The sequence below is a fragment of the Synechococcus sp. Lug-A genome (assembly GCF_024345655.1).
Taxonomy (GTDB): Bacteria; Cyanobacteriota; Cyanobacteriia; order PCC-6307; family Cyanobiaceae; genus MW101C3.
The window spans coordinates 20,387-33,964 of sequence record NZ_JAGQBN010000009.1; the positions used below are offsets into that span (position 1 = coordinate 20,387).

10 protein-coding genes are annotated in these 13,578 nt (G+C 66.2%); 5 read left to right on the plus strand and 5 right to left on the minus strand.

What is annotated here, in order from left to right:
- Positions 1 to 9 precede the first annotated feature (9 nt).
- The 5 genes from KBY86_RS08115 (at position 10) to KBY86_RS08135 (ending at position 7,375) form a co-directional block, all read left to right on the plus strand.
- Complete coding sequence (locus tag KBY86_RS08115) at positions 10 to 1,662, plus strand: SulP family inorganic anion transporter (protein WP_255140788.1); 1,653 nt, start codon at positions 10 to 12, stop codon at positions 1,660 to 1,662.
- 545 nt (positions 1,663 to 2,207) lie between these two features.
- Positions 2,208 to 4,082 (plus strand): NAD(P)H-quinone oxidoreductase subunit F, encoded by a 1,875-nt coding sequence (locus tag KBY86_RS08120; protein ID WP_255140789.1) that lies wholly within the window; start codon positions 2,208 to 2,210, stop codon positions 4,080 to 4,082.
- A gap of 21 nt (positions 4,083 to 4,103) precedes the next feature.
- A complete protein-coding gene (locus KBY86_RS08125; protein ID WP_255099420.1) occupies positions 4,104 to 5,675 on the plus strand; it encodes an NADH-quinone oxidoreductase subunit M in 1,572 nt (523 codons plus the stop codon).
- Positions 5,672 to 6,961 (plus strand): CO2 hydration protein, encoded by a 1,290-nt coding sequence (locus tag KBY86_RS08130; protein WP_094510730.1) that lies wholly within the window; start codon positions 5,672 to 5,674, stop codon positions 6,959 to 6,961. Before KBY86_RS08125 ends, KBY86_RS08130 begins: the two co-directional genes overlap by 4 nt.
- 12 nt (positions 6,962 to 6,973) lie before the next feature.
- On the plus strand, positions 6,974 to 7,375 hold the full coding sequence (locus KBY86_RS08135) for a fasciclin domain-containing protein (RefSeq protein ID WP_255099418.1): 402 nt from the start codon (positions 6,974 to 6,976) through the stop codon (positions 7,373 to 7,375).
- Here KBY86_RS08135 and KBY86_RS08140 read toward each other — a convergent pair.
- From KBY86_RS08140 to KBY86_RS08160, 5 genes are all read right to left on the minus strand, one after another.
- A complete protein-coding gene (locus KBY86_RS08140) occupies positions 7,350 to 8,606 on the minus strand; it encodes a cation:proton antiporter (RefSeq protein ID WP_255140790.1) in 1,257 nt (418 codons plus the stop codon). The two genes, KBY86_RS08135 and KBY86_RS08140, sit on opposite strands and share 26 nt — an antisense overlap.
- Entirely contained in the window at positions 8,603 to 9,340 is a 738-nt protein-coding gene (locus tag KBY86_RS08145; protein WP_255099416.1) for a GAP family protein, read from the minus strand. Before KBY86_RS08145 ends, KBY86_RS08140 begins: the two co-directional genes overlap by 4 nt.
- 80 nt (positions 9,341 to 9,420) lie before the next feature.
- Positions 9,421 to 11,316 carry an APC family permease gene (locus KBY86_RS08150; RefSeq protein ID WP_255140791.1) on the minus strand — a complete coding sequence of 632 codons (1,896 nt, stop codon included), beginning with the start codon at positions 11,314 to 11,316 and terminating at the stop codon, positions 9,421 to 9,423.
- A gap of 56 nt (positions 11,317 to 11,372) precedes the next feature.
- Positions 11,373 to 11,711 carry a P-II family nitrogen regulator gene (locus KBY86_RS08155; RefSeq protein ID WP_255099414.1) on the minus strand — a complete coding sequence of 113 codons (339 nt, stop codon included), beginning with the start codon at positions 11,709 to 11,711 and terminating at the stop codon, positions 11,373 to 11,375.
- Positions 11,712 to 11,902: 191 nt separating this feature from the next.
- On the minus strand, positions 11,903 to 13,354 hold the full coding sequence (locus tag KBY86_RS08160) for an ammonium transporter (protein WP_255099412.1): 1,452 nt from the start codon (positions 13,352 to 13,354) through the stop codon (positions 11,903 to 11,905).
- Between the last annotated feature and the right edge of the window lie 224 nt (positions 13,355 to 13,578).

The following is a 13,578-nucleotide window of genomic DNA, read 5'->3' on the forward strand; positions in this document are numbered from 1 at the left end:
CGAACCCGCGTGGGCATCACCAACCGGATCAGCCTTCAGAACGTCCGCGGTGACGTGTTCGGCGGCGTCACCGCTGCGGTGATCGCCCTGCCGATGGCGCTCGCCTTCGGGGTGGCCTCGGGCGCAGGGGCCGCCTCAGGCCTGTGGGGTGCCGTGCTGGTGGGCTTCTTCGCCGCCCTGTTCGGTGGCACCCCCACCCTGATTTCCGAGCCCACCGGCCCGATGACAGTGGTGATGACCACGGTGATCGCCACCTTCACGGCGGCCCATCCCGATGACGGGTTGGCGATGGCCTTCACCGTGGTGATCCTGGCGGGCCTGTTCCAGATCCTGTTCGGGGTGCTGAAGCTGGGCCGCTACATCACGATGATGCCTTACACCGTGATCTCGGGATTCATGTCCGGGATCGGCATCATCCTGATCATTCTTCAGGTGGGCCCCTTCCTTGGTCAGGCGATTCCCGCCGGCGGCGTGCTCGGCACCCTGGAGTCCGTCCCCCTGCTGCTGGGTCAGATCCAGCCGGTGGAAACGTTCCTGGCCGCTCTCACCGTGGCGATCATCTGGTTCACGCCGGCCCGCTTCAAGAAGCTGGTGCCGCCCCAGCTGCTGGCGCTGGTGGCGGGCACGCTGATCTCGCTGGTGGCTTTCGGTGATGCCGACATCCGCCGCATCGGCGCGATCCCCTCCGGCCTGCCGCCGCTGCAGCTGCCCAGTTTCTATCCCGGTGAACTCCAGCGGATGGTGTTCTACGGGGCCGTGCTGGGCATGCTCGGTTGCATCGACGCCCTGCTCACCTCGATGGTGGCCGACAGCCTCACCCGCACCGAGCACGACTCCAACAAGGAACTCTTCGGTCAGGGCCTGGGCAACGTGATGTCCGGCCTGTTCGGTGGCATCGCCGGTGCCGGCGCCACCATGGGCACGGTGGTGAACATTCAGGCGGGCGGCCGCAGTGCGCTCTCGGGCCTCACCCGCGCGATCGTGCTGATGGTGGTGATCCTGGGGGCCTCGGGCCTGGCCGCCTCGATCCCGATGGCGGTGCTGGCCGGCATCGCCCTCAAGGTGGGCATCGACATCATCGACTGGGGCTTCCTCAAGCGCGCCCACCTGCTCTCGGTGAAGGGCGCCGCAATCATGTACGGGGTGATCCTGCTCACCGTGCTGGTGGATCTGATGGTGGCGGTGGGCATCGGCGTGTTCGTGGCCAACTTCCTCACCATCGAGCGCATGAACGCCCTGCAATCCAGGGGTGTGAAGGCGATCAGCACCGGCGACGGCGAGCTTGATCTCACCCCGGAGGAGAAGGTGCTGCTGGATCAGGGCGAAGGCAAGGTGCTGCTTTTCCAGCTCAACGGCGCCATGATCTTCGGCGTGGCCAAGGCGATCGCCCGCGAGCACAACGCGATCACCGACTGCCAGAGCATCGTCTTCGATCTGGGCTCCGTGTCCCATCTGGGCGTGACCGCGGCACTGGCCCTCGAAAACGCCGTGGAAGAGGCGGTGGAGAAGGGGCGCAACGTCTATGTGGTGGGAGCGCATGGCACCACCCGTCAACGGCTCGAGCGGCTCCGGATGTTCAAGCTGCTGGATGCCGCCCACACCGAGATCAGCCGCCACGAGGCCCTGCAGGCGGCCGTCGGCCTGCGCAGCGTCGTCGGCTGATCCAGGCGTCGAGGCGAAGCCGAGCCTGCTCTCTGGCCAGCGCCATCATCAGCAACGATCAGCCGAGGAAGCTGAGGCCTGAGCCCGCAGCCGCGCCCTTTTCGCCTCACCCTCTAGGAGGCCCCTTGCCGCTCTGACCCGCGGGCGGGCCTGGCCGGGGCGGAGGGGGCAACGTCCCCTTGATCGGCGCCTCGCCAACCTGGTGGGAGCCGGCATCGCCAGGCAGCAGGACGCGCTGCTCCCCTTCGGCTACTGGCTGCGTTTCGGAGTTCCCACCCTGGTGGTGCAGCTGGGGCGGCGGTGCTGCGGCTCGCGGCCTTCGCTGCCTTCACCTTCTGTTAACCCGCTAAGTACAAATACGGATTCTGTGCATGGATCTACCGATGCTCGGATCCACGGAGCCTTCCATCCAGGCCTCCAAGGATCAGCCGGCCCACTGATCACGCTTGCTTGGGGCAGCCATTGGCAATACCTCTTCATCCATCCCCCAAACGCCATCGGCCTATCCCTATTGTTCGCGATCATCCCGGAAGCCACGCGATCAGATGACCGTCCCCCCGCCCGAGACGGCCTCCTTTGCAACGTCCGTCCTTGAGACGGCCTTCCTGATTCCGCTTTATCCCTTGCTGGGAGCGTTCTTCTCCCTGCTGTGGGTGCCCGGGCTCATCTCCCGCACCGGCCCACGCCCCGCCGGCTACATCAACCTCCTGTTCAACCTGGTGGCGTTCCTGCACAGCCTCGCGGCCTGGATCGCTTTCAGCGGCACCCCGCTCACCCGCAGCTGGCCCTGGCTGGATACCGCTGGCCTCTCGATTCGCTTCGACGCCACGATCAACACGCCGGTGCTGATCGCCATGACCATGATCTGCGGCATCCATGTTCTGGCTCAGGTGTATGCGATCGGTTATCTGGAGATGGACTGGGGTTGGCCCCGTTTCTTCGGCTGCCTGAGTGTGTTTGAGGCCGGATTGTGCGCACTTGTGCTCACCGATTCGCTCTTCTTCGCCTATGTGGTGCTGGAGCTGCTCACACTTGGCACCTATCTGGTGGTGGGCACCTGGTTCAACCAGTCGCTGGTGGTGAAGGGGGCGCGCGATGCCTTCCTCACCAAGCGGGTAGGCGATCTGGTGCTGCTGGCCGGCCTGGTGGCGCTGCTGCCGGTGGCCGGCAGCTGGAACATCAACGCCCTGAATGCCTGGGCCGAACAGGCCACCCCCAGCCCCGGCCTCACCTTGATCCTGCTGGCCCTGATCGCCGGCCCGATGGGCAAATGCGCCCAGATCCCGCTGCACCTCTGGCTCGACGAGGCCATGGAAGGCCCCTTCCCCTCCACGGTGCTGCGCAACTCCGTGGTGGTGCTGGGCGGGGCCTGGGTGCTGCTGCGCCTTGAGCCGCTGCTCTCGGTGAGCCCCACCGTGCAGGCCGTGCTGGTGGTCGTGGGCGGCACCACCGCCCTGGTGGGCGCCCTGATCGCCCTGGCCCAGATCGATATCAAGCGGGCCGTTTCCTTTCTGGTCAGCAGCTGGCTGGGGCTGCTGTTCCTGGCCGTGGGCGCCGGTGCCGGAGACACCGCCTGGCGCATGCTGCTGGTGTATCCGCTGCCGATGGCCCTGGTGCTGCTGGCCCTGGGCACGGTGGTGTCGAGCAACGTCAGCCAGGACCTCACCCAGCTGGGTGGCCTCTGGTCGCGCCGCCCCTTGATGGGCATCGCCTTCCTGGTGGGTGGCGCCGGCCTGGTGGGGCTGCCGCCGCTGGCCGGTTTCGGCGCCCTGCGCGCCATGACCGCCAGCCTCTCGGACAGCCAGGCCCCGCTGCTGCTCACCGCCGTGGTGCTGCTCACCAATGGCCTGATCAGCGCCGCACTGGTGCGGATCTTCGGGCTGATCTGGGGCGGCAAGCCCTCGGTGTTCACCAAGCGCTCCGCCGAAGTGCTGTGGCTGATGGTGCTGCCGGCGATGGTGGCCACCGGCCTGGTGCTGCACCTGCCGATCCTGATCAACCGCGCCGGCATTGGCGCGGAGTGGGGTCCGATGGCGCTGCCGCTGCTCGCCTCCACGCTGCTGGGAATCACGGCCGGGTCGGTGCTCTATCTCTTCTCCACCGAGCACCTGCCCAAGCTGTCCGGACCATTGGCCGGGCTGCAGGAATGGCTGGCCGCCGACCTGCACACTGAAGGCCTCTACCGCCGCACCGTGGTGGGTCTGGTGGTGGCGCTGGCGGCCACCAGCAGCTGGGTCGACCGCATCCTGGTGGACGGCTTCAGCAACCGCAGCGGCGACCTGGCCCTGGAGGGGGCGCGCCGCCTCAGCCTCAGCACCACCGGCCGGGTGCAGGCCTATGCCTTCACCGTGCTGGTGGGGGTGGTGTTGATGGGGCTGTGGATCCTCACCCGCCACACGCCCGCCTTCCTCTCCCTCTGAAGCAGACCACCGAGACCTCCCATGCTGCTCACCCTTCTGCTGCTTCCCCTGGCGGCTGTACTGCTGCTCTGTCTCGCCCCCTTGCCGGGGCCCTGGCCCCGTCGCGTGGCGGTGTTCGCTCCGGCGGTGCAACTGCTGATGCTGCTGTGGCTGGCGGGCCACCCGGTGCCGGAACTCCGCCAGGTCTGGCTGCCCCAGCTTGGTCTGGAGCTTCACCTGGGCCTGGATGGCCTGTCGCTGCCGCTGGCCGGCCTCACGGCTCTTCTTTCCTTCATGGCGGTGTTCGCCACGCCGATCAGCCAGCCGCGGCGGCGCTTCTTCTACGCCATGGTGCTGGCCACCAACGTGGGCCTCACCGGTGCCTTCCTGGCCTGCAACGGCCTGCTGTTCGTGCTGGCCTACGAAATCACGCTGATCCCCACCACGCTGCTGGTGGCGGTGTGGGGCGGCGAGCGGCGTGCCACCGCTGCGATCCGCTATCTGATGTATGGCGCGGTGTCGGGGATGGCCCTGCTGGCGGGCGTGCTGGCCCTGGCCCTGCTCAACCGCAATGGCTTCAGCTTCGCCTACGCCGACATGGCCCAGGCGGTGCTGCCGGAGGGGGCGGAGCGCTGGATCCTGGCCCTGCTGCTGCTCGCCTTCGGCCTCAAGATGCCGATCTTTCCGCTGCACGGCTGGCAGCCGCTCACCTACAGCCAGGCCTCCACGCCCGTGGCCATGCAGCTGGCCGGGGTGGTCTCGAAGCTGGGGGCCTATGGCCTGCTGCGCTTCGGCATCGGCATGCTGGGCGACACCTGGGCCGAGTGGTCGCCGTGGATTGCCGTGGTCGGCATGGTCAGCGCCTTGTATGGGGCCCTCAACGCGATCGCCCAGACGGACATGCGCCGCCTGGTGGCCTTCAGTGCCCTGGGCCACATGGGCCTGCTGGTGCTGGCCCTGGCCGCCGCCACGCCGTTGAGCCTGCAGGGGGCGATCGCCCAGATCCTCGCCCAGGGCATGATCGTGGCCCTGCTGTTCTGCCTGGTCGGCAAGATCGAGGCGAAAACGGGCACCACCGAGATCGCCGCCCTCTCCGGCCTGATGAACCCCAGCCGGGGCCTGCCCTTCACCCTGGGCCTGCTGCTGCTGGCCCTGATGGCAGCGGCTGGTGTGCCCGGCCAGGCCGGCTTCCTGGCGGAGATGGTGGTGTTCCAGGGCAGCTGGCCGGTGTTCCCGCTGCCCACGATCGGTTGCATCCTGGCCTCGGGCCTCACGGCCGTGTATGCGGTGCGCCTGTTCAACCGGGTGGGCTTCGGCCGCCTCGACAACAAGACCGCCGACTACGTGAGCACCACCTGGGTGGAGCGGCTGCCGGCCCTGGCCCTCTCCTTCCTGGTGATCCTGGCGGGCCTCTGGCCCCAGATCCTGCTGGGCTGGAGTGAGGAGACCACCAGCGCCCTCGCCCTCTCCCGCCCGCCGATCAACGCCCTGGCGATGGCTGCCCCGAGCCCAGCCCTGCCAACGCTCGCCACCCTGCCTTCACTGACGACCCCGGCGCTCCACGCCCCGCTGGCGCCCCTGCACCTGCCCACCTCGCTGGCTCTCCGGCCATGACCGTCACCACTCCCGCCACCGCCCTGCCCCCTTCCACCCACCCCTTCGCTGAGGTGGTGCAGCGGCTCGAAGCCGGCGGCTCGATGCTGCCGGATACGCCGGAAAACCTGATGCAGATCATCGGCATCTACAAGGCCTATGCCGTGCCGATGGATTTCTACTGGCGCGACCTGCTCTACATCGCCGAGCGGGTGTTCCTCGATCCCCTGCCGGCGTTCAAGTATTTCCCGAGTCAGGAGTATCTGGATCTGCCCAATTCCTACGCGGGTGATGATTCCAAGCTGCGCATCTGGCGCGGGCCGGCCACGGCCCATCCCGAGCTGCTGGAGTTCATGGAGAAGGGCGAAGCCGGCAAGCTGCCGAAGCTGCTCCATCACCTCTGGCACGACCGCATCAACATGGAGTTCGCGGAGGCCTGCATGGATGCCATGTTCTGGCACCAGGGCATGGGCGGCCGCTTCTACGACTACCTGGAGAGCGACGCCTACAAGGCCAACGCCGAGCGGGCGATCCTCGCTTACTTCAAAGGCAACCCACTGATGCTGGGCCTGCACAAGCTGTTCCCGGAGATGTTCCTGGAGCAGGTGCGCAAGATGAGCTACTACGCCAATCTTGGCCTCTTCTGGGAGGTGATGGCGCCGGTGTTCTTCGAGATGAGCGACATCTACGATGAAGGGGGCTTCTCTGGTGTGCCAGCCGCCATGGATTTCCTGGTGAACGGCATTTTTGCCGTGGCCGGCCGGCCGATCTATCACCACGTTTACATCGGTGGTGAATGCATCGAGATCATCCCCAAGTCGGAAGGCTTCACCTGGCTGTATGAGGCGGCCCTCCCCTATGTGGAGGCGGTGTTCTATCGCACGGCCCCCTTCCGCGGCACCAAGAGCTACAACGCCCAGGCTGATCAGGTGCCGTCGGAGCAGGCGGATTTCCACTACGGCATCCTCTATGCCGATGTGTTCCCGGTGGGTTCAGCCGGCATCCCGCCCACCCTGCTGATGCAGGACATGCTCCACTTCCTGCCGCCCTATCTGGTGGAGCTCTACCGCAACCACAAGCGCGGCGAAGACGACATCCTTGTGCAGCTGGGCATCACCTTCCAGCGCTCCATGTACAACGTGACCTCAGCGGTGATCCAGGCGCTGCGCTGCGCCCTGCTGTTCCCTCTCGATGATCCCGATCCGGAGCACCTCAAGGCGAACCGCGCCTTCTTCGAGGCCCAGATGGATCGCTTCCTTCGCCCTGAGGCCCGCCTCCGGGATGTGCAAACCCAGGACTACCGCTAGACACTCCCAGCCATGGCCAACATCATCGAAACCGCCAAAGGCGCCGGCCTGTTTTCCACCCTGCTCACGGCGGTGGAGGTGGCCGGCCTCACCGCAGCCCTGGAGAGCCCTGGCCCCTTCACAGTGTTCGCCCCGGTGGACGACGCCTTCGCCGCCCTGCCGCCCGGCACCGTGCAGACCCTGGTGGACAACCCGCCCCAACTCGCGCGCATCCTCAAGTTCCACGTGCTCTCCGGCGCCTTCAGCCGCAGTGAGCTGGTGGATCAGCCCAGCTGGGAAAGCCTGGAGGGCGCCCCGATCCCGATCCGCTGCGCCGAGCCCTTCGAGGTGAAGAATGCCTCCGTGCTCTCCGCCGACATCGTCTGCGACAACGGCATCGTGCACGTGATCAACCGGGTGATGCTGCCGGGCTGATCCCCAGCCGGGTGAGCAGGGGAGAGGCCATGGCGGTGGTCACCAAGGCCATCACCACCATCATCGTGAACAGGGTGGTGCTGATCACCCCAAGGCTCAGGGCCACGTTGAGGATCACCAGTTCCGTGAGCCCTCGGGTGTTCATCAGCCAGCCCACCGCCTGGGCCTGCTGGGGGGGCAACCCTCCCAGGCGGGCCATGGCCCAGCAGCCGATGAACTTGCCGCCGATCGCCACGGCCAGCACCGCCAGCATGGCCAGCCACAGCAGCGGCTGATCGAGGTCCGCGATCCGGGTGTTGAGGCCGCTGATGGCGAAGAACACCGGCAGCAGCAAGGTGAGCACCAGATCCTCGATGTGCAGCCGCAGGCGGCGCAGCAGCGGGCCGTAGCGGGGCAGGGCCAGGCCGAACAGAAACGCCCCGAAGATGTAGTGCACACCGATCCAGTCGGTGATCACGGCCGAGAGAATCGCTCCAGCGAACAGCAATGAGAGCAGAATCGGGCTCAGCTGCCGCTCGCGCCGGTAGTGCTCCTCCAGCCGGTGCATCAACGGCCTGAGCCCCAGCAGCAGCAGCAGCGCCCAGGCCAGGGTGCCGATCAATGCCGGCAGAGCGCCCAGTACCGATCCGGAGCGGGTGAACGACACCACCGCCGCCAGCAGCACCCAGCTGACCACGTCGTCGATGGCGGCGCAGCTGATCACCAGCTGGCCGAGCGGCATGCCCAGCAACCCCCGTTCCTTGAGCAGGCGCGACAGCACCGGAAAGGCCGTGATCGCCATTGCCGTGCCCATGAACAACAGGCCCGGCAGGGTGCGATCGCCCGGCAACAGCTCTGGCAGCACGCTTTCCAGGCCAACGGCCAACAGCACCCCGAGCAGCAGCGGCAGCACGATGCCCGCCAGCGAAATGCGCGCCGCCAGACGCAACCGGCCGTGCAGATGCTCCGGGTTCACCTCTAGCCCCACCAGAAACATGAACAGGATCAGGCCCAGCTGGGAGAGCAGGTTGAGCTGGGGCAGCACCGCCGCGGAAAACACCGCCTGCTGCAGCTGGGGTGCCAGCGCCCCCAGCAAGGAGGGCCCCAGCACGATGCCGCCCAGGATCTCGCCGATCACCGCGGGCTGATCGAAGCGGGCCAGCAGGCGCCCCAGCAGCTTCGAGACCACGATCACCAGGGCCAGAGCCACCAGCACCGCCGACAGGGTGCTCAGCGGCTCGGTCGCGATCACAGCGGCGCAGCTCCTTGCAGCATCCACAGGCCGTGCAGACCTTCCCAGGCCAGGTAGGCGCTGATCAGCAGGGCGAGCACGCCCACCACCCATTCGGCCCGGTGCACCAGCCAGCCTTCCACCTGCAGCAGCGGCTCGCGGATGCCGCCACCGGTGGCGATCCAGGCCAGCGGTGGCAGCAGCAGCAGGGAGCTGGCCACCAGCACGAACACGCCGGTGAGCTCCAGATCACGGCTCACCCCTGGCTGGTTCACCAGCAGCAGGCCCGCTTCCTTGAGATAGAACACCAGGTTTTCCGGCGTCAGCAGGGCGCTGGTGGCGCCGATCAGCACCAGCAAGGGCGTGCGCACATCTGGCAGCTGGTTGAGCAGCTTCACCGCCATGCCCTCGTGGCCCAGCTCGGCCGCCGGGGTGAGCTGGAACAGGCCGATGCCCAGCAGGGCCACCGCCCCCACCAGATCAATCGCCACCTGCCCCTGTTCGCCGTGGTTGAGGGCCAGGGAAAAGCGGTCGCCCACAAGCATCAGGGCGAGGATCGCCAGGCCGTTGGCCATCGCCCAGCCGCTCACGTAGGCGAAGGAACGCCGCAGCGGGAAAGGGCCGAGCAACAGCAGCGCCACCACGGCGATGTGCAGCGGGCTGAAGGCGATTCCGAAGCCGAACAGCGACGACTGGCTGAACAACGCCCCAGGGCTGAGGTGGGCGGTGGGGGCGATCAGAGCAGGAAGGAGCAAGGAACCAGAGGTGATGGGATCGAGCGGTCTGAACGCGCTGCTGCCGAGGGTAGGGAGATTCCGGCGGGCCCAGAGTGGGCTCAGAGATAGAAGCCCACGGTGGTGACCACCCGAGTGCCGCCGTTGCGCAGGGCCCGGCGCAGATTCAATGCCGACTGGTTGTGCAGCAGCTTCTCCCAGGGGCGGCGCGTGACGTACACGGGTATCACCACGGTGCAGAAGCTGGTGGGATGTTTGTTGTGCTCCGCTTCGAAGCGGTGCACGAAGGAGGTGATCGGATCCACCAGGGAGCGGTAAGGGGAGGGCAACACCACCAGGCGCACCTGCGGCAGCCGCTGGCTCCATTGCTGGCGGAAGGCTTCGGCGCCGCTGCCATCGAGGTCCACATGCACCGCCACCAGGGGGCCGGCGATGCTGCGGGCATAACGCACCGCATCGGCACTGCCGTGGTTGAGCGCGCCCACCAGCACCACCACCGGGGTACCGCCCTGGGCGGGGGCCGGCGGCAGGCTGAGCGGGGCGCCGGGGCTGAGATCGAGGCGGCGGGCCATGCGGCCGTAGTGGGTCTTGATCGCCAGAAACAGGCTCACCAGCAGCGGCACGCCCACCACCACCAGCCAGGCCCCCTCGGTGAACTTGCTGAACAGCAGCACGCCGCACACCAAACCGGTGACCAGGCAGCCCAGCCCGTTCGCCAGCGCCTTGCCTCGCCAGCCCTCAGCGGCGCTGCGCCCCCTCCACCAATGCATCACCATCCCGGCTTGGGAGAGCGTGAAGCTGGCGAACACCCCCACGGCGTAAAGCGCGATTAAGCGGGTCACGCTGCCGTCGAACACCAGCAACAGCACCGCCGCGAAGCTGCTCAGCAGCACAATGCCGTTGGTGAACACGAGCCGGTCGCCGAGGGAGGCGAGCTGGCGCGGCATGAAGCCGTCCTGGGCCAGGAAGGCGGCCAGGCGGGGAAAGTCGGCGAAGGCGGTGTTGGCGGCCAGCAGCAGGATCAGCAGGGTGGTGAGCTGCAGCAGCAGCAGCAGTGGTCCATTGCCGAAGATGCGCTCTCCCAGCTGATAGAGCAGGGTGGGGCCGGTGTCCTGCGCCACCAGCCCCAGCTCGGTGGCCAGGGCGCTGATGCCGCTGAACATCAACGCCAGCAGGATCACCATCACGGTGAGCACGCGGCGGGCATTGCGCCACTCCACCGGCTTGAACGCCATCACGCTGTCGCTGATCGCTTCAATGCCGGTGAGGGCGGCGCAGCCGGAGCTGAAGGCGCGCATCAGCAGTACCGGCCCCAGCGCCGCCAGCGAGGCGCCGTCTCCGCTGTTCAGCAGCCGGCTCTGCTCGGCCAGCGGCAGAGCGGTGAGTGACCCCTGGCTCCACTGGATCAGGCCAGCTACCACCAGGGTGAACACCGTTCCCATGAACAGGAAGGTGGGCAGGCTCAGCAGCTGGGCCGTGGAGCGCACGCCGCGCAGGTTGGCCAGCATCAGCAGGGCCACCGCCACCAGGCACAACGGTTCGCGCAGCGCGTCGAGCAGGGGGAAATAGGAAGTGAGGGCGGCGATGCCTGCCGCCGTGCTCACCGCCACGGTGAGCGTGTAGTCGATCGACAGCGAAGCGGCGGCGCAGAGGCCGGGGATCACCCCGAGGTTGTCGTGGGATACCCGGTAGGAGCCACCACCATGGGGATAGGCCTTGATGGTTTGCCTGTAGCTGATCGCCACCACCAGCATCAACGCCACGATCACGCCTGTGATCGGCAACGTGAACGGCAGGGCGGCGGCCCCGGCCATGCCCAGCACCAGCACGATCTCCTGGGTGGCGTAAGCCACCGAGGAGAGGGCGTCGGAGCTGAGGATGGCGAGAGCTTCGGCGTTGGTGAGCCGTTCCTCGGCGTGGGCGCTGGTGGGAAGCGGGGCTCCGATCAGTAGGCGTCTGAGCGACTGGCTGCCTGATCCGCGTGGATCCTTGGTCAAGGGTCGGCTCAGACGCGTTCAGATGGGGATCGTACGCTCGGCTTTGGAGGAGAGCGTTAGATCGCAGCCGCTCCTGATTCGGAGGTGCGGATGCGCACGACAGCCTCCACAGGCAGCACGAAGATCTTGCCGTCGCCGATTTCGCCGGTGCGGGAAGGGCCTGTGATCGCGGCGATCACGGTGTCCACCTTGTCGTCTTCGACGACCACTTCCACTTTCACCTTGGTGATGAATTCAATGGTGTATTCGGCACCACGATAGGTTTCCACCTGGCCTTTCTGTCTGCCGAAGCCACGCACATCGGTGATGGTCATGCCGATGATTCCGGCATTCACCAAGGCTGTTTTCACATCATCGATTTTGGTGGGCCGGATGATCGCTTCGATTTTTTTCATGGTGACTCAGAAATGCGGTGATGAAGGGACTGGAGGATGGCCCACCCAAACGGCCATCGGTAAAAACCGATGGCCGCAGCGGTAAGTGCCCGTGGGAGTTGACTGAGCCGCTGGTTGGGGGTTGGGCTGAAAGAAGCCAGGCCTGAGTTTAGGCAGGTTCTGGCCAATCGTGCCAAGCTACCAAATAAATACTAATTCGTCATTGGTTCGTAGGCTTCCTCTCCGTGGCAAACGATGTCCACGCCACGCTCTTCATCATCAGCCTCAAGGCGCAGCCCACAGGTGGCTTTGACGACGTAGAGAATGATGGCTGTGCCGACGCCAACGAAGGCATAGGTGAGAATTGTGGCCTTGAACTGGGCGATGAACAGGCCGAAGTTACCGCTTTCGGCGAGGATTTTGGCGGAAAGGGGGAAGTAATCCAGAGGAACGAGCACCTTTGCGGCAAGAATGCCGGTGAGCAGGGCTCCCACTGTTCCGCCAACGCCGTGCACCATGAAGGTATCCAGGGAGTCGTCAAACTTGATGGCGGATTTGATCTGGATGGCGATGAAGCAGGCTGCGGCAGTCAGCGCGCCGAACAGCAGGGAGGTTCCGATCGTGACGAAGCCGGCCGCTGGGGTGATTCCCACCAGCCCCGCCACGGCTCCTGTGGCCGCGCCCACGGCGGTGGGCTTGCCACCTTTGAACCATTCGATCAGGCACCAGGTGAGCATCCCGGCTGAGGCGGATGTGGTGGTGGTGACGAAACACAGGCCGGCTCCTGCAGCGGCGAAATAGCTGGCGCCGTTGAAGCCGAACCAGCCGAACCACAACAACCCCGCACCCAGAAGAATGAACGGCACGTTATGCGGTGGGCGCGTTGCATCGGGAAAGGCGTTACGAGGGCCCACGATCGCTGCGGCAACCAGAGCGGCCACGCCTGAGGCGATGTGAACCACTGTTCCACCGGCGAAGTCGATGGCGCCAATGGAACCGAGCGGTCCGATGAAGCCTCCGCCCCAGACCATGTGGGCCATCGGGCAGTAAATGAACACACTCCAGAGCAGGGTGAACCAGAACCACGCCTTGAAGCTGATGCGCTCTACGAGCGCGCCACTGATCAGCGCCGGGGTGATGATCGCGAACATGCCCTGAAACAGGGCGAAACTCGTGGCGCTGATCGCAAAGCCATCGGCGAGCGGTGCATCACCCAATGGACCGCCGACTCCATTCATCATGAAGAACTCGAGCCCGCCGATGAACGGACTCTTGAAGCCCACGCCGAAGGAAAGGCTGTAGCCGATCACCACCCATAGAACACCGACCAGCCCCATCATGAAGAAGCTCATCATCATCGTGTTGAGCACATTCTTGGCGCGGGTGAAGCCTCCGTAGAAAAAGGCCAGGCCCGGTGTCATCAGCAACACGAGAGCTGAACCCATCAGCATCAACAGGGTGTCGGCGCCGTTGGTGGGAACCTTGGTCAGAGCGGCGTGGGCCGACCCCGCCATCAGGGGCAACAGGCCTGCTCCAGCGGCCAGCAGGACCACCCCCAGACGGCGCAGTTCAGCCTGGTGAATGCCAGCGAACAGATTGGTTGTGAAGTGATCGAAGGTGTCAAGGGCAGACAGGCTGTCCCCTGAGCTTGCACGTCGTGTCATCGGCAACAGCCCATCCGGGTAGGACCTGAAAAGCTTGTGTCTGGCGATCAGGCCGTCCCGTAGCAAGGGCAACGGAACACCCCAAGCACAGGCGAACCGTGACACGGCCCACAAGCGCACGCCTCAATGGCAGCGGGGGTGGAAGCGGCTTCAACATGGGGACCGCCGTTGTACCCACAGCCTCAGCGGTGCCTGGAGTTCCAGTGCTCGGACGCCTGGCTCAC